Annotated in this window: 5 protein-coding genes; all 5 read right to left on the reverse strand. The window is 67.1% G+C overall.

Annotated elements, in window-relative coordinates; genetic code table 11:
• Positions 1-34 precede the first annotated feature (34 nt).
• Positions 35-493 (reverse strand): YrhB domain-containing protein, encoded by a 459-nt coding sequence (locus tag MOQ72_RS08540; protein ID WP_242181698.1) that lies wholly within the window; start codon positions 491-493, stop codon positions 35-37.
• Positions 493-18960: a DUF8616 domain-containing protein gene (locus tag MOQ72_RS08545; RefSeq protein ID WP_277953745.1), complete on the reverse strand. Its 18468-nt coding sequence runs from the start codon at positions 18958-18960 to the stop codon at positions 493-495. The genes MOQ72_RS08540 and MOQ72_RS08545 overlap by 1 nt, the downstream gene beginning before the upstream one ends.
• A 128-nt stretch (positions 18961-19088) precedes the next feature.
• A complete protein-coding gene (locus MOQ72_RS08550) occupies positions 19089-19406 on the reverse strand; it encodes a hypothetical protein (protein ID WP_242181700.1) in 318 nt (105 codons plus the stop codon).
• A 45-nt stretch (positions 19407-19451) separates the two neighbouring features.
• Positions 19452-19922 carry a YbaB/EbfC family nucleoid-associated protein gene (locus MOQ72_RS08555; RefSeq protein WP_242181701.1) on the reverse strand — a complete coding sequence of 157 codons (471 nt, stop codon included), beginning with the start codon at positions 19920-19922 and terminating at the stop codon, positions 19452-19454.
• Between the two features lie 33 nt (positions 19923-19955).
• Complete coding sequence (locus tag MOQ72_RS08560) at positions 19956-21518, reverse strand: flagellar export protein FliJ (protein WP_242181703.1); 1563 nt, start codon at positions 21516-21518, stop codon at positions 19956-19958.
• Positions 21519-21538 lie beyond the last annotated feature (20 nt).

The following is a 21538-nucleotide window of genomic DNA, read 5'->3' on the forward strand; positions in this document are numbered from 1 at the left end:
TTCACGCCCCAAGGTCGCAAAGCGTCGCGAGCCGTTACCCGGAGTCGCGAGCCGTTACCCGGAAAGGCTCAGTGGGTTCGGGTTCGGTTGACGGGGCGGGCTTCGATGTCGAGATTCCCGCCGAGTCGCCAAAACCACCATCTGGCAAGTCATCCGGGGATGGGCGAGTGGTGCCAAGATCGCGCCATGCTCCCAGTTTCCGGCCGCTTTCTCGGACGTCTTCCAAGAACTCCATGACAGGCCGGGAAGTTGGCGGGAAAAAGGCCGGACCGCCATCCTTGGGAACCACGATCATGCTCGGAATGCAAGCCTTGTCGAAATCCCCGGTCTCCAGGAACGCGACACTGTTGAAAGGCACCGTCCAAGCTAGCTCGTGTTCGCCGACGAATTCTTCCTCGATAACTATCTTTCCAACACTTGGATGTATCAGATCGGGTCCGATCTGATCGGCAACGAATCGCGTCGCGATACCTACGACGTCTTGTTTGTTCATCAGTACGGCCGCCACCTTCCCGGCTGAAATAGTTGTCCGCTTTGCATCATCGGTACGGGTTCAATCGATGGATAGTACTGGAAGTAGGTGACGCTGTGTATGTCTGGGTCCAGCCTGCCCAGTCTTCCGGATTGGCCGTCGAGGAAAACGACGCCTCGTGGTGTGTTGATGACGTTCATGACGTGTGCCGAACGGTCGGCGCGGTACACGATGACGTATCCCCGGCTGTTGGGGACTTGGGCTGCCATGTGGATGACCTGATCCCAGGTTTCCACGTTGACCGGCTGTGCCCAGGGGTTTCTTTGTCGAAGCGGGTGGTTTCTGTCGACGTTGGCTCCGATTCGGAGGTGCGCGGGTAGTTCCGGCGCTGGCGCATGCCTGCCGTTGAGCATCTCGTCGACCGCGATAATGGTTTGAGTGCAGTTGTATATGTCCCTGGATGGGTTGAGGTATCTCAGGTTGGGGAAATAGGTGCTGGCAAACCCGCTCGCGCCACGTGTGTCGGCGTTGATCGACGGAAGGGAGGTAATTCCGCGTACCGGCTGAGGCTGAACGTTTTCGGGTGAGACAAACGCGCCGGAGATTGTGTTGAGGACCGAGCTAGTTCCCCGCCCGTGCACGGGAACGGCCGGGTCCGGCGCGGGATTCCTGGTCGGCGAGTCGCCGAAACGCACGGGGCGACTGTCGTCGGTCGGCCCAAAGCCGTCGGTCCTGGAGGAGCTGTCTGAGGAAGACGTCGTGCCGCTGGTGGTGTCGACATCGCCCTGGCCCGGCGTGGTTTCGCCGGACGTGACCGCGCCGTCGGGCGTGCTGGTCGTGTTCGGCACGTCCTGAGCTGTGCTAGCCGGACCTGCGGTCGGCGGGACCTGCGCCACCGGTGGTGTGCCAGGGGTGTCCGTCCGTTGGGGTGCCAGGAAACTCGCCAACGACTGGCTCGACTCCGGCGTACCCAGGTCCGGGTTCGGCTGCGTTGCGGACCGCCCCGGTGGTTCGGTGGCCAGGTCCTGCTGGACCGGCTGTCCGCGATCGTCCACAAAAGATGATCCCAGGTCGTCTTCGGCATTCCACAGTTCCTGTTCGAAGTTCCGCAACGCCGCGTCGTAATCCGGCATCAGCGACAGGACCTGATCGGGGTCGGTCAGGGGAACGCGAACGTCTCGCAGCGACCGCAAAGCGTTCTCCACCTCGCCAAGCCGGGACAGCACGCCTTCCATTCCGGCGGGAATCGGTGCTTGCTCGATCTCGTTGATGCGATCCAGCGAGCTGATGCTGATCCTGGACATCAACTGCCAAGCCCGGTTCGTCAACCCTTGGCCCTGCCTGGTGACGGTCTGTTGGAGGACGGAGAGGTTCGTCCATACCTGGTTGAGCCGCTCGGCGAACTCCTCGGCGCGGGGCTGCGGCGAAGCGGCCCGCTGATCTGGCAGCAGGGAGCTGTTGTGGCGGGTGGCGTTCCGGTATTCGCGGGCCACCGCGTGGAAGGCCCGCCCGTTCAACGGCAGGTTTTCCGGCCGGTACGGGGCGCCGCGGATTTCGAACAGCACGAGGCCGTTCACCTCGTCCACGCCCATCGCGCCCATGCCGTAATCGACATCCAGATCACCGGTGTGCAACGGGTACCCGGGAGGCGGGGACATCAGATCCTTCTTGAACGCTCCCTCATTCCGGCCGTGCACGATCGAATCCAACCAGTCGACAGTCCGCGGTCCGGGGGATTTCGCGCTACCCGAGATGTCCGTGTAAGGCCGTGCGAAGACCATATCGGATTGCTTGCGCCCCAGCGCCGCCATGAAGTCCGGAACGTCCTGCCCCGGATCCGCAAGCAGCAGCCTGCGGACTTGTTGCCGGTCGGACTCGGTCAGCAACTTGTCGTGGATGGAGACGAAATCACTTCGGGAGTTCATTCGGAACAGTGCATGGACATCCCCGCCAAGCGATGTCTTGGCCTGAGCGCGTTCCAGGTACATGGCGAGCAACTCCACGAATCCGCTGGCGTTGCTCGACAAAGGTTCCGAATGCTTCTCCGCGTAGAACCGGCGGATTTTTTCAGTGTTCTTATGAATCGCCTCGGCCTGCTTCTCCGTCAGCAGTTCGTCGATGACCTTCGATATGTCGGTAAGGCCGATTCCGTAGGTCGACTGCATACGCGCTCGAAACCGGATGTCCTCGACCGTCACGGGGGTGTCCTTGCGGATGAACACCTGTCGTGTGGACCCGCTGGCCGCCGCTGACAGAGAGAAGGTCCGATCGGTCGACGTAAGCTCGCGCATCCTGGAGACCACGCCGACGATGTCCCGCATCGCCTCTTCGATCTGGCGCATGCTGGACATGGGCGACAGCACGAATTCCAGATCGGAAGGAGCGGAAATCATCATGTCGTCGGTCTCCAGCTTCCACCCGATGCCTTCGAGCAGGACCTCGCCCCGGGAGCTGAACGGAACTCGCACCCCAGGAAGCTCCAGTTCGAATCCCACTTCAGCAATCACCGACGGCGAGTGGTGGACGTCGGCGGACAACTGGTCGGCCAGGACTTCCAGGGACGCGGTCTCCGTCGGTGGCCCGTCAACCGGAGTGCCTGACCATCGCTGCGGGGTCGCCGTGGCCGCTGGGTGTTCGCGTGCGGTTTCTTCCGGACTGGTGGGTTCGGGTGCGGTGGGACTGGTTGGGCGTTGGGCCGACGAACCAGCGATGTGCTGCGCATGTTCCCGGCCCGCGGCCATGCCGCCGTCGGCGATCTTGGCCTTGATCTCGTTGATGGACTTGACCAGCGCTGCGTTCGCCTGCTCCGGGTTCGGTTCGTTGCGCTGGTGCAGTTCGAGCAATTCGTGCTCGTTGGCGATCAGCATTGCTCGACCGAGCACGTCGGTGTCGCGGGATTTGAATCCGAGCATGCTCTGGATCGCGTTGCGCAGGTCTGACACGTCGCTCGGGGTGTCGGCGGGCGGTGCTTCGACTTCCGAGCCGTTCTCGATGAGGCCGATGGTCCAGGCGACGTTCGGTCGGCTTCCGCCGGGATTCTGGAACATCACCTTGAACTCGGTGCCAGGTGTGAAGATCGCCTCGGTGTACCGGTGCTCCAACGAAACGTCGCGCACGGATCGACCGGTGCGGGAATGCACGATGAATTCGACGTTGCCGTTGGTGATCGATTCGACCGAAGCGCTGGTGAAGGCGGACTCCCGCACGATGGCCCCCGGGGTGTACCTCGCCAGCAGGGGACCGAGGCCGCTGTCATCGACCTCGATGCCCCGGACGAGAGCGCCTTCGTGCTTGGGCAGCTGGTTCAGGCCCGAGGTGATGCACCGGATGGTTGCCTGGTACTTGGCCAGCGCCGTTTCGTCGTCATTGCGCAGGGCCTGGTTCACCGCCGCGTAGAAATCCGTCTTGGTGTAGGCGTGGACGGCTACCAGGTCCTCTTCGGGGATGTCATCCAGCGCCACCATGTCGCGCGTGTCAACCGCGTAGTCCTCATAGGACTCGAACAGCGTGCGGAACTCGTGGCGGTCTTCCGCTGACGACCGGAAATCCGGGTCGACGAAGAAGGCATCCGCTTTCAGCTGCCCGCCATGCGACTGCGTGATCTCCGGGCTGAGCACTGCCGGGTCCGTCTCGACGTGCGCCTCGTCCGGCTGCTTCGGTGGTTCGGTGACCGGGTCCTGCTGGGTCGGCTGTGGTTGTGGGGCCGGATCGCTGGCTGCGGTCTGCTGCGCCGTCGTGGCCGGTGGGTCGTTTTCCGTCGGGGTGTTGTTGGAGTCGTTGCCGCGGTGGTCTCCCCAGCGGACCGGGTGTTGGTAACCAGCATGGGCCGTGCCGTGGCCGCGGTTTCCGGCTGTCCAAGTGTTGGTGTTGACGGGTTGGTGGGTGGTCCGCCATGCGGGGAATTGGGTAAATCCGCCGCGGGACTGGGGGTCTTCGATCGCACTTACTCCGTGCGTCCGGCCATCGGGGTATGTCCAGATGTTGTTGCCGAAGTCGCCGGTGGGGGCGTAGACGTGCCGGTTGCCGAGGCGGGGATGGTGCCCGTGGATCGTGTTGGCGAAATCCATTCCGGAGGTGGCTTGGGCGGCGCCGCTGGAGCATGCGAGGAGCACGATCGGGCCGTGTTGGTTCGCGGCGGCGGCCTGTCTGAAGTAGGGATTGGCCGCCGTGGCGTTGGCCAGGTCGTCGCCGTGGAGGAAGACTTTCCGTCGGCCGTGGGGGGTGTTCACCATGGTGGTGAACTCGTGATGGGTGCCGTGCGCGAAGACGTACAGCGGGTCTCCTTCGCGTGCGGCCCGCCACGGTGTTTGGTAGGTCGCGGCGCTGGGGTCCTGGTCCCAGTCTCCGGTGCCGAGGTCGGGCACGGACCAGTATTCGGTGTCGCTGGCCAGAACGTTCGTCTGGGCCCATGCTTGGGTTCGCTGGGCGTCTGAGGGGGCGCGGTGGAAGAGAACGCCGATCGTCGTGCCGTGCTCGTCGACGACGGGAGCGCTTTGCAACTGGTCCGGGCGGAAGGTGATGGTTGAGTCGTCCGCATCGACGCCCTGGATCGTGCCTGCGGTGGCCGGGTGTGCGAATCCACTGCTGGACGGACCGAAGGACCCGCCAGGTCCCGCGAAATCGGCCCACCGCTGAGGCGACCCCTCGTCGCCGTCCGAGGAAACGACGCGCTCCGCGGAAGAGTCGGTCTCCTCCTGCTGCGCTTCGGTGGGTGCGCCGGCGTCGATGCGCGCCTGCGACTCGGATGATTCCGGAACGGCCAGTACGACGTGGCTGGTCGTGCCGGTGTCCGTCTGCTCACGCGGAGTGCTGGTCGAGCGCTCGGAGTTCGGGGAGGCTGGATCGCTGCTGCGGTTTCGCGACGTCTCCGCGGGGGTGCTCGGTGGGGTCGAGTCCTGCTGGTGGGAATGGCCGGTCCGGGGGTAGGTGTCCGAGTGTCGCGTTGCGGCTCCGGAGGTGTCGGCGTTGTCCGGATCGCCGATGGTGTCGGAGGCACTGGACGAAGGCGGTGACAACGGCTCCTGCGGGGCGAAGAAATCGACCAGCTCCTGCCGCGGTGACAGCGGAGGCGTAGCGCTGTCACCAGTGGAGCTGCGGTCGCCCGACGCATCCTCGTCGTTGAGCACGTCGGGGCGGTTGGCCGTGAGCGCCGAGTCGTCCGAAGTGGACCTCGTCGTGATCGGGTCGGTGTTCGTCGTTGACGACGAGTCCGCAGTGGTGGTGTCTTCGAGCGATGCGGTCCGGGAGCGGTTGAACTTCGTAATTTGCCGATCGAGCTCGCGTTTCGCATCCCACCACTTCTGCCGGGCCTCGTCGGCCTTTTCGCGGGCGGCTGCCACCTCGTCGAGTGCGGCAGCATAGCGGGATCGCTGGTCGGCGGAGTCGCTGCGGTGTTCGTTCAGGGCCTCCTGGATTTGGCGCGCCCGGTCTCGCGCCGCCGCTTGCCGGCGCTCCAGGTCCCGCAACCCGGCCTCCAGGTCCGTCACCGCCTGCGCTTCCCGGGCGTGTTCGCGCAAGCGGTGCAGCTCCGTGTTGCCTTCCTCCAGCGCGGCGCCGATCTCCCGCGCCTCCTTCACCGCGTCGACCAACGCCCGGCGCATCGCACGCACCGGGTCACCGGCCACCGGTGTTCCGGCGGGGGCTGCCTTCGCCAGGCGCTGCAGGCCGGATTGCTGGTCGAGCCACCGGTCGTCGGCGCTCCTTTGGGCCCGCTCGACAGCCTGCTCCGCGGTCCGCCACGCCTCGGCCGCGTCCTTCACCGCATCCTGCGACGTCGTCAGCGAATCCGGCAGCCCGAGGCCGAGCTGCGACAGGTCGGTCGCGGTCATCCGCACCAGGACCGACCCCGGCACGCTCAGATCGACCGCAACCTTGCGACCGCCGCGTTCGGCGACCACCCGGTACTCCACGTCCAACCCGACCAGCGCGGTACGGCCATCCGGCTGCACCACCACGGATCGCTGCGAGTCGGCTTTGCCCGTCGGATCCGTGAGCGGCGCCGGAGTGCTCACGTCCACACCGCCTGGCGAGTGCCAGTTGCCGTTCGAGTCGGTGACGAAGCCCTCGCCAGCGTTCCTGATTTCACCACCGCTGGTGGACGCGCTGGCATCGCCGGTGAACGTCGCCGTGGTCGAGTTGGACTGCATGAGCGTCACGGAGTCGCTGAGTGCCGCCAGTTCGGGGTTCTTGACCCGTCCGTACACCTCGACCTTGCCGTGCCCGTTCCGGAACAGAGCGGACTCGTGCAGTTCCGGCGCGCCGAGCGGCTTGTGGAGCATGGTGGGCAGATTCGCCAGCACTGTGGAGTTGGTCAGCGCGGTGGCAAGGGTGTGGGCTGCCCCGGTGCCCGCGCTCGTGAGCCGGTCGCCCGCACCAGCGGTGCGCAGGGCGTTCTCGGTGGCAGCGCGGAGGTTGGCCGCACCGCGATACGCCTCGACCATCGCGGTCGAGGGCAACTTGCCGAGGCCAGCTTCCTGCCACTCCTTCAGCCTCTCCGGGGTGATCTCCTCGGCCGGGACATCGTCGGTCGTCGTCTCGTGCGGCCGCTGCTGGCCGGTTTCCCCGGCGCTGATCTTCTGGTCGTCCGCGGAGGACCGCACCGTCATCTCGGTGTCCAGCGAGGTGACCGGATACGTCCGGCTGCCGCGCTCCACCACGAGGTCGAACCGCACGTTCGCGCGGTAGCGTGCGGCCGGGCCAGCGGCGGATGCGATCCGGGTGGTGGTAACCCCGTTGGCGACCGTCGTCTGGTCGCTCTTGGACCGGGTGCCCGACCTCCCCGTGGACACGCCTTCTGAGCCGCTGGCCCCGGTGTTGCTGTCGGTGAACAGGCCGCGGCCGACGAAGCGGAGCTGGCCGCCGTACGAGGAGCTGTGCTCGTGGGTCTCCTTCGAAGCCGTCGTAGCGGTGACGGTGTCGTCCACCTGGCTGCCGTCGTGCACAACGTCGAGGAACTCGGTGTCGGTGACGGTCGCCTTGAGGAGCACTTGGTAGGTATCGCTGGTCACAAGACCGGGGTCGTGCAGCAACAGCGGCACACCGCCGTCCAACGCACCGTCCACGAGGGACGTGATGCTCTCCGGCGCGGCCACGTCGAGCAAGCGCTGGAGGTTGTTCATCGAGTCGTCCAGCACGGACTTGGGCAGCAGCCGCTTGCCCGAGCCGCCGAGCGCGGTGCGCGCGTTCTGGACGAGTTCGGTGAGGTCGGGAGCGTCCTCGACCACGGCGGCACCGAACGAGCTGGACTGCTCGCCCACTAGCGCGGGTGTTGTGAGCGTGCCGGGCGCGGCGGTGCGCGGTTCCAGCGGCGGGAGCAATCCCTCCGCCCGAGCCTGGTCTTCGGTCATCCGCACGAAAACAGAGCCTGGCAGCTGCACGTCGGCGCCCGCGCGCGACTTCGCACCGTTGAGCAGGCTCTCTTCGCGGGTCTCGGCCACCATCCGCACGTTCGCGTCGTAGGCCACCAGCACTGTGCGTGCGTTGACCGCCGCCCGCTTCGTGTGGCCGACCTTCCCGGCGAGATCCTCGGACTTCGCCGATTTGCTGCTCCACGGTGTCCAGTTGATCCCGGTGGAGAACTGCCCGCGTCCGCGAGCGTCCGCGGCGGACGAGCGGGCGTAGAAGCCGAGGCTGGCGCTACCGGCCACAGCGCGCTTGCGCGACGACTCCGCGCTCGCCGTCCCGCCGCCGGTGAATGTGGTCTCATCGGGACCGCCTTCGGAGGCGAGCACCAGCTTCGGGTTGCTCAGCGACATGTTCATGCCGAGCGCACCGACCCGGTCCGCCAAGCGCCGTTCGTAGCGGAACCCGCCGGATCGCGCGCCCTGCGCGAGCAGCTTCGGCAGACCCGCGCGCAACGTCTCCGGCGCGAACATCCGATCGATCCGCTTGTACGCCTCGCTGCCCGGCAGGCCCAGCACACCGTCGCCGTCGGCAGCTCTGGTCAGTTGCCGCACTGCTTCGTCGCGCAGGGCCTCGGTCCCGGCGAACGCCGCCACGTCCTGGAACGCCGGAGCTTCAGTCCGCTGGTCGAGCAGATCGTTGATGGACGGCGTCTCCTTGGCGGTCAGCGCCACCACACCGGGCTTGCCGGGCATGAACTCCGCCGGATCGGTCCGCAGCGCAGCGGAATCGCTGACCCAGAGGTCGACCTTGCCGGTTATCTTCGGCAACTTTTTCGGCGCGTCCGGCCCGGTGCCCGCCACGGTGGACACCGTCGGCGTGACGCGGAACGGTGAGCCTGGCGTCAACCGCCGGACCCACGGCCGGGCGCGGGTGTAGCTGGTGATCTCGACGTCGAATTCGATGTCGTGCTCGAACACCTGCGAATCCGGGCTGCCGACCGCGATGGTCGTCGTGCTGGTGGTGGGCCCGGCGGTGTTCTTCGACGTCCGGGTATCGGAGTAGCGCGCCGGAACGACGGTGGGGGAGGTGAACGTGTCCACACCCGCGTTCGTGGCCGGAATCATGATCCGGCCCTCCACGCCCAACGACCAGCCCTTCTCCGTGGTGGTGGCGCTGGTGAGCGCCGGACTGGTCGTCGTCGTGCCGGTCACGCTCCGACCGGTCGCCTGGCCGAGGTGGTGGCCGGGCGACACCTTCGCCTTGACCGTGACGCTGAGGAACTCGTCGGTGAACAGCCCGCGCCGCTTGAGCTGCACCGACACACCCGGCCCGAGCAAGCTGTCGAGCTTGGACCGCAGTGCCGTCGGTGAGAAGGCCGCCGTCAGCTTGCGCAGGTTCACGAGGCGTTCGGCCGCGTCGAAACCGGACCCCTTGACCGTGTCGCGCTGCAGTTTGTCCCAGCGAGGCAGGAATTTCGCGAACCCCGATCGGTCGCGCAGCGCGTTCTCGATCTGCGGCTGGACGCGAGTCGCTGGGGCGAAGGAGCCAGCGCGCACGTGGCCCGCCGCGGCGGCAGCCGCCAGGTACGGCGGCTCGAACCGCTCGCCGGAATCGACGAGCTTGTCACGGGTGCCGTCCGGCACCGGCAGCCCCTGCGCCTTCGCCTCGGGCAAGCCCATGCGGACATACGCGGTGGCCGGTGCGGTGATCCGCTCCCCGCTGGAGGTCACCACCTCGACGTCCACCGCGAGCTTGTACATCCCGATGTCGCCGGTGACGTTCAGCCCGCTCCCGGATGTGCTGCCGGTGCCGCTGTTCGAGGTTTGCGTGACACTCGTGGACACACCACCGGTCGCGCCCGCGACTCCGTAGACGACCCCGGGCACGTTGCCGCCGCCGCCGAACGCGGCGCTGGTCCCGAACGCGGACTTCGACGCGGCTGCGTTGCCCTCATCGTGCTGGGAGGAGTCGTCGAAGTACAGCTCCCCCTTGCCGGGAACCACACCCACCAGTTCGGCCGCCGTCGTCTTGGCGCTCAGCTGCACGGCCTCGCGGTAGCTGCCGTGCGGGCTCGCCAAATCGGGCGATACCACCGGACTGCCGGAGAGTGCCGTGGCGAGCGCGGTGCGGATTCCCCCGTTGCCGAGGAAGTTCTGCAACACCGTGCGCCCGTGTGCGCCGAACTTGGTGACGGACGGATGGAGGTTGCTGCTGACCTCGTCGAACAGGGCCTGTTCGTCGAGCAGCACGGCTTCGGGAGCGATGAACTCGATCCGTTCGGCCCAGTCCTCCCGCGGCGGACCGGTTTGCTCCGTCGGCTGGTGCGGGATGATGTTGCTCAGGTCCGTGGGCAGCAGCAGGGTCGCCTGACCATCCACTGTGGACCCCGTCACTCCGCCGGTGGAGTCGGTGATCGTGACGTGGAAGCGGACCGGGACGTCGGCCCGTTGCGCTTCGCCCTTGGGGCGGATCACGCTCTGGGCCGTGGTGGTGACGCCGGAGGAGTGCTCCCGCGTCGGCGCCGCGGACTGGCCTTCGAAACCGAGCGAGGCGTACGGGCCGACGGCGGGGGACATGAAGAACCCGGACACCCCGACATTGCGCGCGACGGTGTCCGTGTGCGGGTCTGAATGCGCGACCTGGTGCTGGTCGGTGACTTCGCCGCCGCTCAGCGACGACGGCTGCTGCACGTCGTCCGCCGTCACCGAGTCGAGGTCGAGTTCGGCCCGGACGTGCACCTCGAACCACTTCGCGCCGACCCGCACCATGGACTTGCGGCCCGAGCCCACGAACGACTCGAACCTGGAGCGCCCCAGCCTGCCCGTGATGGCGGAGACACCGACCGGCTCACCCTCGGCGAGCGTGCCGAGCATCGCCACGATCCGCTCGTGGAGTTGCTTGCCGCCCTTGATGTTCATGGGAACCACGGACCCGAGGGACTGCCCATCGCGGGCGTACTCGGGCAGGCGATCGCGGAACGGCCGGGTGTCGGCGGGTTCGTGGTCGTTGGCCGCCGTCGTGTCGGTGTCGTGTTGGATTTGGTTGATGCCTAGCGCGTTCGACCACCGGACCCAGTCGCGCAGGTGGTCGGGTAGCTCGTTGTGCATGGAGTTGGCATCGGTGGTGTTGGGCGAAGGGCTGGTGGATTCGGGTTCGTTCGGCGTCGCGGATGTACTGCCGTGTTGCCCGTGGGCCCCGTCGCGTCCGCCGACCTCGGCCCACCTCTGCATCAATCCACCGAAGTCCACGAGGCCGCCGGTGGTGCTTCGTCGCGTGGCTTCGTCGCTGGTTGGGAAGTCCGGCGTGGACAGGATTTCCGCGACCGGCACCGCGGTGTCGGCGCTGCGATGACCGGTCTCGGTGGCCGTCTCGGAGTTCCTGGATGGCGACAGCTGGTATGGCGCACTGTGCCCATCGATGGGGGCTGTACGTTCCGGGCCTTCGGGTTGGTGGTCGCTCTGCGAAGCTCCGCGATCGTCCCCGTCCGGGGATCTTCCTGGGTCACCACCGTCCCGCTCGTCCGGGCCGGAGTCCGCGCGGTGCTTCTGCTCGGCCTCGACCGCGTCGTCGAAGAGTTTGCTCAGCGCCTGGAACTTCGCTTCGGAGGCGCCGGTGGTCCGCTGCGGATCGTAGGCGAAGCGGCGACCACCATCCGCCAAGACCAGGCCGTTGTCGTCGGTGGCCAGACCCCTGAGCTGGGTATAGCCCTCGTCGAGCTGGCCGCTGGTGTCGTTCACGAACCGCGCGTACTTGGTGTAGGAGGAGAAGTCCGCTTGGTAGTACTGGTGGAACTCGTGGAAGAAGTTCCGCACGTCCACTGCGGTGGGCGCGGCTCCGTCCGAGCGCCCGGCGCGATGGGCGAGGTCGTGGACGAAGTCGTACACGCCCTTCGCGTCGACACCCATGTCGCGGAAGTAGAACCCGAACGGATCAGAGTCGACCACGGACCTCGCCAGCTCGAATTCCCGTCGACTGGTCCACAATCCCTCGTGCCGGTTCATCTGGGTGACGGCGCCGCGATGCTCGGGCTCGCGGTCGTGCCTGTCCTGGGCGTCACCGAACTGGTTTTTGGAGTTCACCTTCTCCATGTCGTGGAACAGGATCGCCTTCACCAGGGCTTCCCGGGAGACGAATCGGCTGGCGTCGTCGTCGTTCTTGGTGAGCTCCAGGTACTGGTTGAGCACCATCTGCGCATGTTCGCTGAAGGTGTTGGGCCGGACCTGGTCCTTCGACCGGTACGGGTCACTGTGGGGTACCACCACCTCGTCGAATTTCCGTTTGATCTGGTCGTGGTAGTCGGTGACACCGCGGTCCAGATCGGACACCAGTTGGTCGAGGATCGCTTTCGCCGAGTGCCCGTCCGGGTTGGCGAGGCGTTCGGCGATCGTGGTGTTGAGGTCCTCGCCGATTCGCCGGTGGTTCTCGAACACGCCGGGCGCGTGGCGCTGGGTGTAACCGACCGCGTTCTCCGCGCGCCAGCGCCCGAACTCGTTCGCGAACGGCCGCCCCCGAACGTCGCCGCGATCCTCGTCCAGCGCGGCCTCGCGGGTGTTGAAGTCGACCTTGGTCCGTTGCTCGTCGATCGCGATGAACGAGCCGATCGCGGCCTGGGTGGCGAAGAAGGGCACCTTTTCCATGAACGCGTCGGCCTCGGCGCGGCTGACGCCGTCGAACCGGAAGCCGTCCAGCAGCCCGGGGTCCCGCAACGAGGGAGAGACGGCGCTGACGATGTCCTTCCGGAAAGTCGGGTCAACGAGCTTGGACATGCCCTTCTTGATCTCGTTCTCAAGCGCATCGGCCACGACGGACTGCCTGGTGCGGAAGTGGTTCTCCAGCTCCGCGGAAGCGCGGTCGACCAGGTCGGACTTCGTGATCTCCTTCAGCGCCTTCGGCACGAATTGCTCGCCCAGCCGCCGGACGAAGACGTCCCGATCGATCCGGACGTCCGAGTCCCGGAAGAGCCCCTTGAGCTGCGGGCTCTTCTCCAGGTCGGTGATGACGCCCTTGGTGAAGGACTCGCCCCGCGCGCCGGAGAGCCAGCCGCGCTTGCCCTGCTGCTGCTGCGCCAGCTGATCGCCCCAAGCCTCGTGGAGCTGGTCGAACCGCTGCTGGACCGTGGTCCTGACGACACTTTCGAGCTGTTGCCGGAACGCCGTGGCGCTGGCGGACTCGCCCACCTCCGCGTCGAACTGCGCCAGCAGTCCGCTCGTGACCTTCTCCGCGGCACGCGCGGACACGCCGGGGTCATCGGTCATGGCTTTGCGGATGTTCTCAAGCGTGTCCCGGTGCGGGGACTTCGTGGGGTCCGGAGCCGTCGTGACGTCGACCAAGACCTGGTGGGGGACCTTCAGCGCATCACGGACGCCGTTGACCACGAAATTCTTGAGCGCCTTGGTGCTCACCGGGATGCCGGACTCATCAACCCGCTGCCGGACTGCGGTGTCGAGTGCGCTGCCGATCGCGTCCGCGAACTGGCGAACCGTCTCCCGACCCGGACCACGCGTGTTCAGGAAGACGTTCATCCGCTCCCGCTGCGCGTTCGCGGCCGGATCAGACCGGGGCCCGGCGCCGGGACCCGTGTCCGCGGGATGGGTTGACGAACTCGCCGGTGAGTTGTGCCACGTGTAGTAGAACTCGCTAAGCCGTTCTGCCAGGTCGTTGAGTTCTTCCGGGTCGTTGCGGAAGTATTTCCGGCCATCGGGCGTCCACTTGAACCACGGATCGTTCTCCCGGCCGAACTCGGCGGAGTCGAAGTCCTCGGGCAGCCCGAGCCGCACGTGCAGATCGGAGATGTCCTCCTGCCGACCTGCCACCTCGCGCAACTGGTAATCGCGTCCGCTCTGCGTGTACGTTACCAGCGATCCCTTGAGGGTGTGCTGCTGAAGCTGTTCGAAGTCCTCGCCGCGCAGGCCGAACTGGTTGACATCACCGCGCTGGTCGGTGTTGAGGGACAGCTCGTTGTCCTTGGACACCGGCTCGACGATGGCTCGTTGGCTGATTTCCGTGAACTTGCCCAGCGGCACCAGGTATGACCGCAGCACGGGCTGCATGTCGGGTTTGCGGTTGACGTCGTGCTCGTACTTGGCGACCCACTGAACTGCCCGCAGCGGCCGACCGCCGCCCACCCAGAAGACGCTCTTCTTCTCCGCGCCGATGAACGGCTCGACGGTGCCGTCCGGGTGCTGGTGCACGTCCTTGAACGAGGAGTCGGTGGTGACGGGGTTCAGGACGGCGGTGTACAGGCGCACGTAGTGCTCGCCCTTGACCGTCTCGACCTCGAACTCACCGCGGTGGATGACGTGCCTTTCCTGGTCCTCCGACCGGATCACCGTGGAGCCCGGATAGCTCACCGATGGTCGTCCGATGTGGACCGCCTCTCGGGTGCCCAGGTACGCGTCCACGCCGTCGATCGTGGACTTGACGATGTGGACCGGACGGCCGGTTTCCGGACCGTAGCTGTCCCATGTGCCGTTGGGGTTGAGAACGTGGACCTGCACGTCCGCGGCGTGGGCGAGAGCGGCGAAATCGGTGTTGCCGGGATTGTGCGCGGCGAAGTCGTTGAGTTTCCCGGTGATGCGGGCGTGTTCTTTGGGTGCGTTGTCCGGCAAGCTCCGGGCGACGGCTTCGCGGAAGTTGTCGTGCGTGGTACCGCCGCCGGTGAAAACGGCCTCCACGCCGTGCATGTCGAGCAGCGCCTGCTGCTCGGACGTGAAGTGTTGCTTCGGAATGACGGTGGTGGTGTGGCGGCCAGCCGATTCGTCGCGCAGATCGCGCACGAGGTCATCGGCGGAGCTTCGGTCGTTCGCCCCAGGTGTGTCGGCGGTGTGCGGCTCGGACGGCGGGGCGGGCTGTTGCTCGGCCTGGTCGAGCGAGCCGAACGGGAAGAACTCGTCGGCGGAATCGTCCTTGATCAACCCGCCGAAGAGCGAGTCTCCGTGGTCGCTGCTCCATCCCCCGTCGTCGAGGTCCGGAATGTCGATCCGCACGTCGCCGCGCATGTCGTCCAGACCGTTGCGAAGATCGAGGTCCTGCCCCCAGCGAAGCGCGGTCGCGATTTGGTCCAGGGAGAAACCGCCGGAGAACAGGTGCGACATCGAGGGTGTGATGACCGGCTGGAAACCGTTGGTCTGCAACAGCCTTGGCAGCAGCAAGTTCACGTTGAGCCGGCCGTTGCCGTCACCGAACAGGTGCATCACGTGCAGAGTGCGCACCGCCTGGGCAATCGCTCGCAGCCGTTCATGTTCGGTATGAGCTTGCTCGATGCTGTCGTAGTACTGGCGGAACACCGCGTTGACCAGGTTCGGCACGCGTTCGGCGCGGTAGGCGGTACCGAGCGCCAGATGCCCGTTCTCCGGGGAAAGCGTGGTGATCACATTGGCGCGTTGGTCCGCTGGCATGTCCTCCAACCGCTGCTGGGTAACGAGCGCAACCCCATCGACCTGTTCGGTGAGCAGATCATCCGCAGGTCGCTCGGCGCCCAGGTGGTGGAAGACGCGTTCGTCCGGGTCGGTTCCCGTCACGTTGAAGTCGGTCTGGTCCGCGGCCCTGCTGCGGGCGTGCTGGGACGCCGACCTGTGCATGTTGAGGTATTCGTCCCAGTTCATCGGGCGACGCAAGGTATCCGGGTCGTCCAGGAAGGATCGGTAGGCATTGACCATGCCCTCCTGAAATCCCGGCGAGCGCTGGTGGTCGTACAGACCCCCCGGATTCGCCCAGTCCTGAACCTGAGCGTCGAAATGGTGCTGCGGATCGATGTACATCCGCCACCAATGCGACTCCGGCAGAACGTCGCTCAGCCGGACAACGTGGTCGCGCGCCACATCGGGCCACTCGCCGCCGATTTGATCCAGCCACCCGCGGATAGCGCGGTTGCTCGCGTAGAGGTCGTTCGCCGTGGCGGGGTCCATGGCGGGTGGCTGTTCCGCGACATGCCGCTGCTCGTGGCCGTCGCCGGGGTCCCGGCCGGAGTTGCCTCGGGCCCCGGCGTCATCTGGGGCTTCGCCCAGATCGTCGCTGTCGTGGGCGGAGTGGAAGCCGTCGTTGCCCGCGGGTGTCGTGGTGCCGTCGGGGCGGTGGGTGTCCCAGCCGCCGTTCGGGGGCCAGCCGGGGCGGCCGTCCTGACCTGTGTCGCTGGCGAAGACCCGACCTGTGTCGTCGGTCCAGGCCAGGCCACGGGGGGCGGTGACCGGAACCCCGAGCTCCCGGGAGAGGTCACGGGCCAGGCCGCTGGTGCCTGCGTCGCAGGACAAAAGGCGGATCGGTTTGCTGCTGTCCCAGTTCGGGTCGCGGCGCAGCATGTCGGCGAATTCCTTCGCGGTGAAGGTGTGATCGCCGATGCGCACCCGCCCGTCGGGCAGCGCGTGCACGTCCACCGTGTGGTGCACGCCGTCGTCGGGCACTCGCCGCGCGAGTTCCTGCATGTTCGGATCGGTGTGGTAGGAGGAACCGCTCGGCGTCGCATCGCGCCGGGACTCGGCCGCGTCGATCTGCTCCTGGCGTTCGGGCGTTCCGGGGTCCGCGTCGCCGCCCGAGTGCTGTTGGCCACCGCGGTCGGAACTGCCGGTGGGTTCGGTCCTGCCGTCCGGACCCGTGTTGGCCGACGGTTCCGGTGTGCGGAATCTGGCGAGGAACGTGGCCACAGGGTGGCCTTCGGTCGAGTCGCTCTTCGAGGTTTCGGGTCGTTGTGCGGAAGGGTCGCGTAGTTGTGGGCTCGGCCGTGCTGGGGTGGATCCCGTGTTCTGGGACTGGTTCGGCGGCTGAGTGGTATCCGCAGTGGTGTTCTGCGACGGACTGGTTTGTGACGTCGTGGCCGCTGCGGTGCCGGTCTGGGGCCGCGCTGGGGCCGGACCGGAGTTGGTCGTGTTCGGCCGTTCCTGGTTGGCGGTCGTCCGGGTGTCGCTGGGCGTGGATTCGGTGTGCACCGGCGGTGTGGTCGTCCCGCCCTGGCTCGTGACGACAGGCCTGGCCGGGCCGGATTGCACGTTCGCGGTGGCCGACTGCGAGGTCGGGTTGGGCGAACCGGTCCCCGTGCTGTTCTGCGGGGTGGTGTTCGCAGTCGTCACGGGGCCCACGGGCGAAACCACGCCGCCTGTTTCGGAGGTGCCGGGCGGCCGGTTGGTGGTCTGCGAGGGCGACGGGTCGGGGGAGTGGGTGTTTGGGTCGGCGTTTCCGCTGCCGCGCCCGACATCCGCGTTCGGCGAGTTGCCGTGGCCGTGCGGCTGCGGCGTGTTCTGGTCGACTGCGGGCTGGGACTCCGGCTGCGGATCCGGCGTGCCGGGGGTCGAACTCCCTTGTGACGCGGTGGAAGTCGCGGTGGTTCCGGTATCGGGCTGGTTCGGGCTTGCGCTGGTTGCGTCGACGCGGCCGGGATCCGGGGGAGCGCTGGTGGTGTTAGGGGTGTTCTGCCCGGGCGGGGTCGTGCCGTTGGCTGCACCGGAGTTCGGCGAGCTGGTCGTGTTCGGCGTACCGGACCCGCTGGTGGTGTTGGGGTTTTGTGCGGGCGTGCCGGTGTTCTGTCCCGGCCCGCTCGCGGTGTTCGGGGTGCCCTGTCCAGGTGCCGAAGCGGTGTTGAGCGAGTTCTGGCCAGGAGTGCCGGTGGCTCCGGGCGTGCTGCTTCCTTGGGTGGCCGTGACACCGCCGACCGGTGCGTGCTGGCCGGGGGTGCCGTTGACGTTGGTTCCGCCTCGGTCGGATGCGGACGAGGTGCTGTCCGAGGCGTGCTGGTCCGGCGTGCCGGTGCCGCTGTCGGCGACGTGGTGATCGGGCGTGGAAACGGTGTTCGGGGTGTGCTGGCCCGCCCCGCCGGTGTCGGTCTGGCCAGTGTTGGTGTGGCTGATGTCGGACTGGCTGATGTCGGACTGGCTTGTGTTGCTGAGGCTGGTGTTGGTCTCGCCGGTGTTGGTCTCGCCGGTGTTGGTCTCGCCGGTGTTGGTCTCGCCGGTGTTGGACTGGCCGGTGTTGGACTGGCCGGTGTTGGTCTCGCCGGTGTTGGTCTCGCCGGTGTTGGTCTCGCCGGTGTTGGTCTCGCTGGTGTTGGACTGGCCGGAGTTGCCGGTGCCAGTGTTGTTTGGCGCGCCCGCGGTGTCGGTGTTGGTCTCGCTGTAGTCAGGAGGCGCGCCAGTGGAGTCGCTCTGGCTGTAGGCAGGGGGTGGGCTGGCGGCGTCCGAGGGCCCTGACGACTCGGTCGTCACGTTCGGGCCGGGGCCGCCGTCCTTGGCGAGGTTGTCCAACCCCTTCGTGACATCGCCGATGTCGACGTTGGGGGAGCCGTTGCCGTAATTGCCGACTCCGCGGCCGCCGCGCCCGCCGCGGCCGTCGAGGGAGCCCAGCGCAGCGGAGGTGAAGGAGCTGTGGCTGGCGTCGCCGGAGGCTGCTTCGCCGAGGGTTTCCCCGCCGCCTTCAGCGGAGGCTTTGACGACGTCGTAGGTGAGCTTGCCGCCGATGTTGTTCAGGCCGGTCTTGACCGCCGAGCCGAAGGCGCCACCGGCTCCGAAGCTGCCGAGCCCCTTGATGGCCCCGACGAAGGCCCCGCCAGCCGCGCCGCCCACGACACCGCTGATCGCCGCGCCCTTGGTGAACTCCTCGTTCCAGTCGGTGCGCTGACCTGTCAGGAACTGCATGCCCTGGATCGCCGCGTCCAGGGCGAGTTCGAAGGCGGTGTTGAGAACGATGCCCTTGGCGATGCTGATGATCACCTGGCGGATGATGGCCATGATGACCGCGCGTGCGGTGGCCGCCGCCGCGGCGACCAGCGCCTGCCCGATTCCCGGGATCCAGGACAGTGCGAGCGTGGCCGCGAGCATGACCAGTTGCACGATGATGCTGATCTTGGCGTACTGGATGTCCGCGGCGGTGTTCTTGGTGAGGTTCGCTTGGGCTTCGGAGCTCTTGCGGAGCTCTTCGATGGCGGGGAGCAGTTTGGAGTTGACGTACTCGGCGTATGCGTCGGCGAAGTCGCCGCGCATGTTCGTCGTGACGCCGGTGGCGGAGCTCTTCACCGCGTCGGCGAATGTGTCGACGTCCTTCGCGATCTGGGACCAGGCCGCGCTCATCCGGTTCAGACCGTCTTCGTCACCTTCGGGCCACGGCTGGCCACCCACGATCTCCAGCGCCTTCTGGAGGCCGGACGGGAGTTCTGTGGGCATGCGATCGGTCCTTCGGATCAGCGCCGGGTGGCGGAGCTACCGGATCACGGTCGACGTGTCGCGCGACACGCAACCGGAGCCCGATGCGGCATCGGGCTCTCGACGGCGAGACCTACCGGCGTCTCTGGTCAGGAGAGCTTGTTGAGGGCGTCGCCACCGTCGGAGTCCACCTTCTGGAAATTCCGCACGGCGTTGGGCATTCCCTCGGTGGCGAACGACCGGAGCGACTTCGCCAGCTCGGTGAGACCGTTCTGGGTTTCGGTGGCCGGGCCCACGTAGGTGTTCTCGAAGCTCTTGCCGATCTTGTCGTCGCTCCAGCACCCCTCGTCGCGTGCCAGGCTGGCCTTCAGCTCGTCGATGGCGCCGCTGAAATTCTCGGTGGCCGAAGCCAGTTTGCGCGAGGTGTCCTCCATGCCCGGAACGTTCAGGTAGGTCTCGGATGCCACGGTGGGTCTCCTTCCGTTGGTGCCTTCAGTCGAAATCCTCGGTCGTCAGCGTTCCCAACCGTCGTCGTCCGTGTCGTCGGTTCGCTTCGGCGCGCCGATACCGCCTGCTTCCTGCACCGCCTCCAGTGACGGACCCATCACCTTGCCGAGGACCGCGGCGAGATCTGCCTGGCCGGTGGCGATCTCCTCGATGTCGAGGCCTTGCAGCGGGCCGCCGCCCATCAGCTCCTGCATCGTTTGGAAGCTCTGCGAACGGGCTTTTCGCAGTGTTTCGAGGATCAACGCGGACAGCTCCGCCGGAGCCATCGTCCGGTAGGCGGTGGTGTTGAACTTGAGGTCGCTCAGCTCGCCGCTGCCGTCCAGCGTGACGGTCAACATCCGGTTGCGGGAATCGACGACCGTGCTCGTCTCGGCCAGTTTCTGTTGGAAGTCCGCCAGTTTGGCCTGTTCCTGCTCGAACAGTTCGAGAGCAGAACCGAGGTCGGGCAGGTCGCCTTGGGAGAATCTGGATGTCATGGTGGTCTCCGGTCTGGAACGTGGAAGGTGTCGCTACCGCCCGAGGACGCCGCCGGGTACGCCGGAAGTCGAGTCCCAGGTGTCGGTTTCCTCCAGGTTGAGCGTGTTGTGGTTGCGTTCGCCGCTGCTGCCATCGGCGGCCCCGGCCCCGGTCATCGGCGGCATGAGCGGCGATCCGCCGGTCGCCGCCGAAGTGCCCGGCGGCGTCGCCGCAGTCGGTAGTTGTTCGGCACGGGGGAGATTGGCGGAGGTCGGAACGGAGGAAAGCACGTCGTCGGCGAGCGCGGGATTGGTCAGCGCACCCCCAACGGACCCGCTGGGAACGGCAATCCGGCTGCCGGACGCCGATGTCGCGGCAGTCGTACTCGATGCTGGCGCGGGCGTGTCAACAGTGGCGGGTGCTGGCTGGACGCCAGGAGCGCCGGTGGTGGACTGCGCCGTGTTTCCGAAGGCACCGCCCGGCATACCGGCTTCGAGTGCCGAAGCCGTGCGGAAATCCGGCGACAGCGCGGTGAGGGTCTGCTTCCGCGAACGCTGGTCCTGCTGCCCGTCGCTGCCGACGGACATCGGTACCGACGGAGAGGTGACCGTTCGTCCCGTGTCGGCGGAAAGCACCTGCCCGCCGGACGACTCCAGGGTTGGTTGGGACAATTCCAGCATGTTGGGATCCACACTGGACAGATCGGTTTGGGCGGACCTGGATTTGTCCTGCGATTTCCCGACAACCCCCGCGCCGGTAAGCCCCATGACCGGGGACGATGGACTGGCAGTAGCGAAGACGCCACCGGAGAGCGAGGCGGGTGAGGCGTCGGTTGCGGAAGCACCACCGCTCAGCTCCGAACCAGTGCTTCGGCCCAGCACACCGGAATCTCCCCCGGCCGACGGCGTGGCCGCCCGCACTCCGGTTCCGGAAGACACCACGCCGGTGTTGGCGCCGCCCGATCCCGCAGCCGGTCCCGACGATGCCCCGGCCGACGGATTCGCATTGCCGCTCGACGCCGGGGATCCCTCCGCGGCACCGGTGCTTCGTTGTGCGAACTCCCGGAACTGGCCACCGATCTGCCGGTATGCGGCGCCCAGTTGAGCCATGATCTGCTGGGCGTGCTCGTCCAGCGCTTTTTCCTGCTGCTGGTGCGCGGTCTGCGCGGCGGGATCGCCCGCGGCCTTCGGGTCGGCCGCCAGCGCGTCCCTGGCCTGCTGGCGCTGGCTCTGCAGGTCCGAGATCTGACGCTGCGCGGTGGCCAGGGCATCGCCGAGCTGGCCCATCAGCGAGAGGTAACTCGGTGCGCTGAGGATGTCGACGAATCCGTCGATCTGCTGCGAGTACTTCTCCGCGGCTGCGGCGAAGGCATCGGCTCCTACGCCCTGCCAGGGTTGCTCCAGCCGCCGGATTTCGCCGCGCAGTCCGTCCGCCCTCGACTGCAGCCACTGGGAGACCGCCTCGAATTGCCCGCCGTCCTGGTAGAACCGCTGCGCGTCGGCCTGGGCCAGCGCGGCCGCGGCGGAATCGACCGTGTACTGCTCCGCCGATTCCGCCGCGGGATCGATTTGTGGTCCTGGCGTGGCCGGGTCCATGTCCGGCGTGGCCGGGCTCATTCGAGTTCCTCCTCGGTTCG

It is taken from the genome of Saccharopolyspora soli (assembly GCF_022678645.1).
GTDB classification, from domain to species: domain Bacteria; phylum Actinomycetota; class Actinomycetes; order Mycobacteriales; family Pseudonocardiaceae; genus Saccharopolyspora; species Saccharopolyspora soli.

Excerpts from the sequence above, each read along its gene's own strand:
- MOQ72_RS08540 (WP_242181698.1), bottom strand. The coding sequence starts at position 493 with ATGAACAAACAAGACGTCGTAGGTATCGCGACGCGATTCGTTGCCGAT.
- MOQ72_RS08545 (WP_277953745.1), bottom strand. The coding sequence starts at position 18,960 with ATGCCCACAGAACTCCCGTCCGGCCTCCAGAAGGCGCTGGAGATCGTG.
- MOQ72_RS08555 (WP_242181701.1), bottom strand. The coding sequence starts at position 19,922 with ATGACATCCAGATTCTCCCAAGGCGACCTGCCCGACCTCGGTTCTGCT.
- MOQ72_RS08560 (WP_242181703.1), bottom strand. The coding sequence starts at position 21,518 with ATGAGCCCGGCCACGCCGGACATGGACCCGGCCACGCCAGGACCACAA.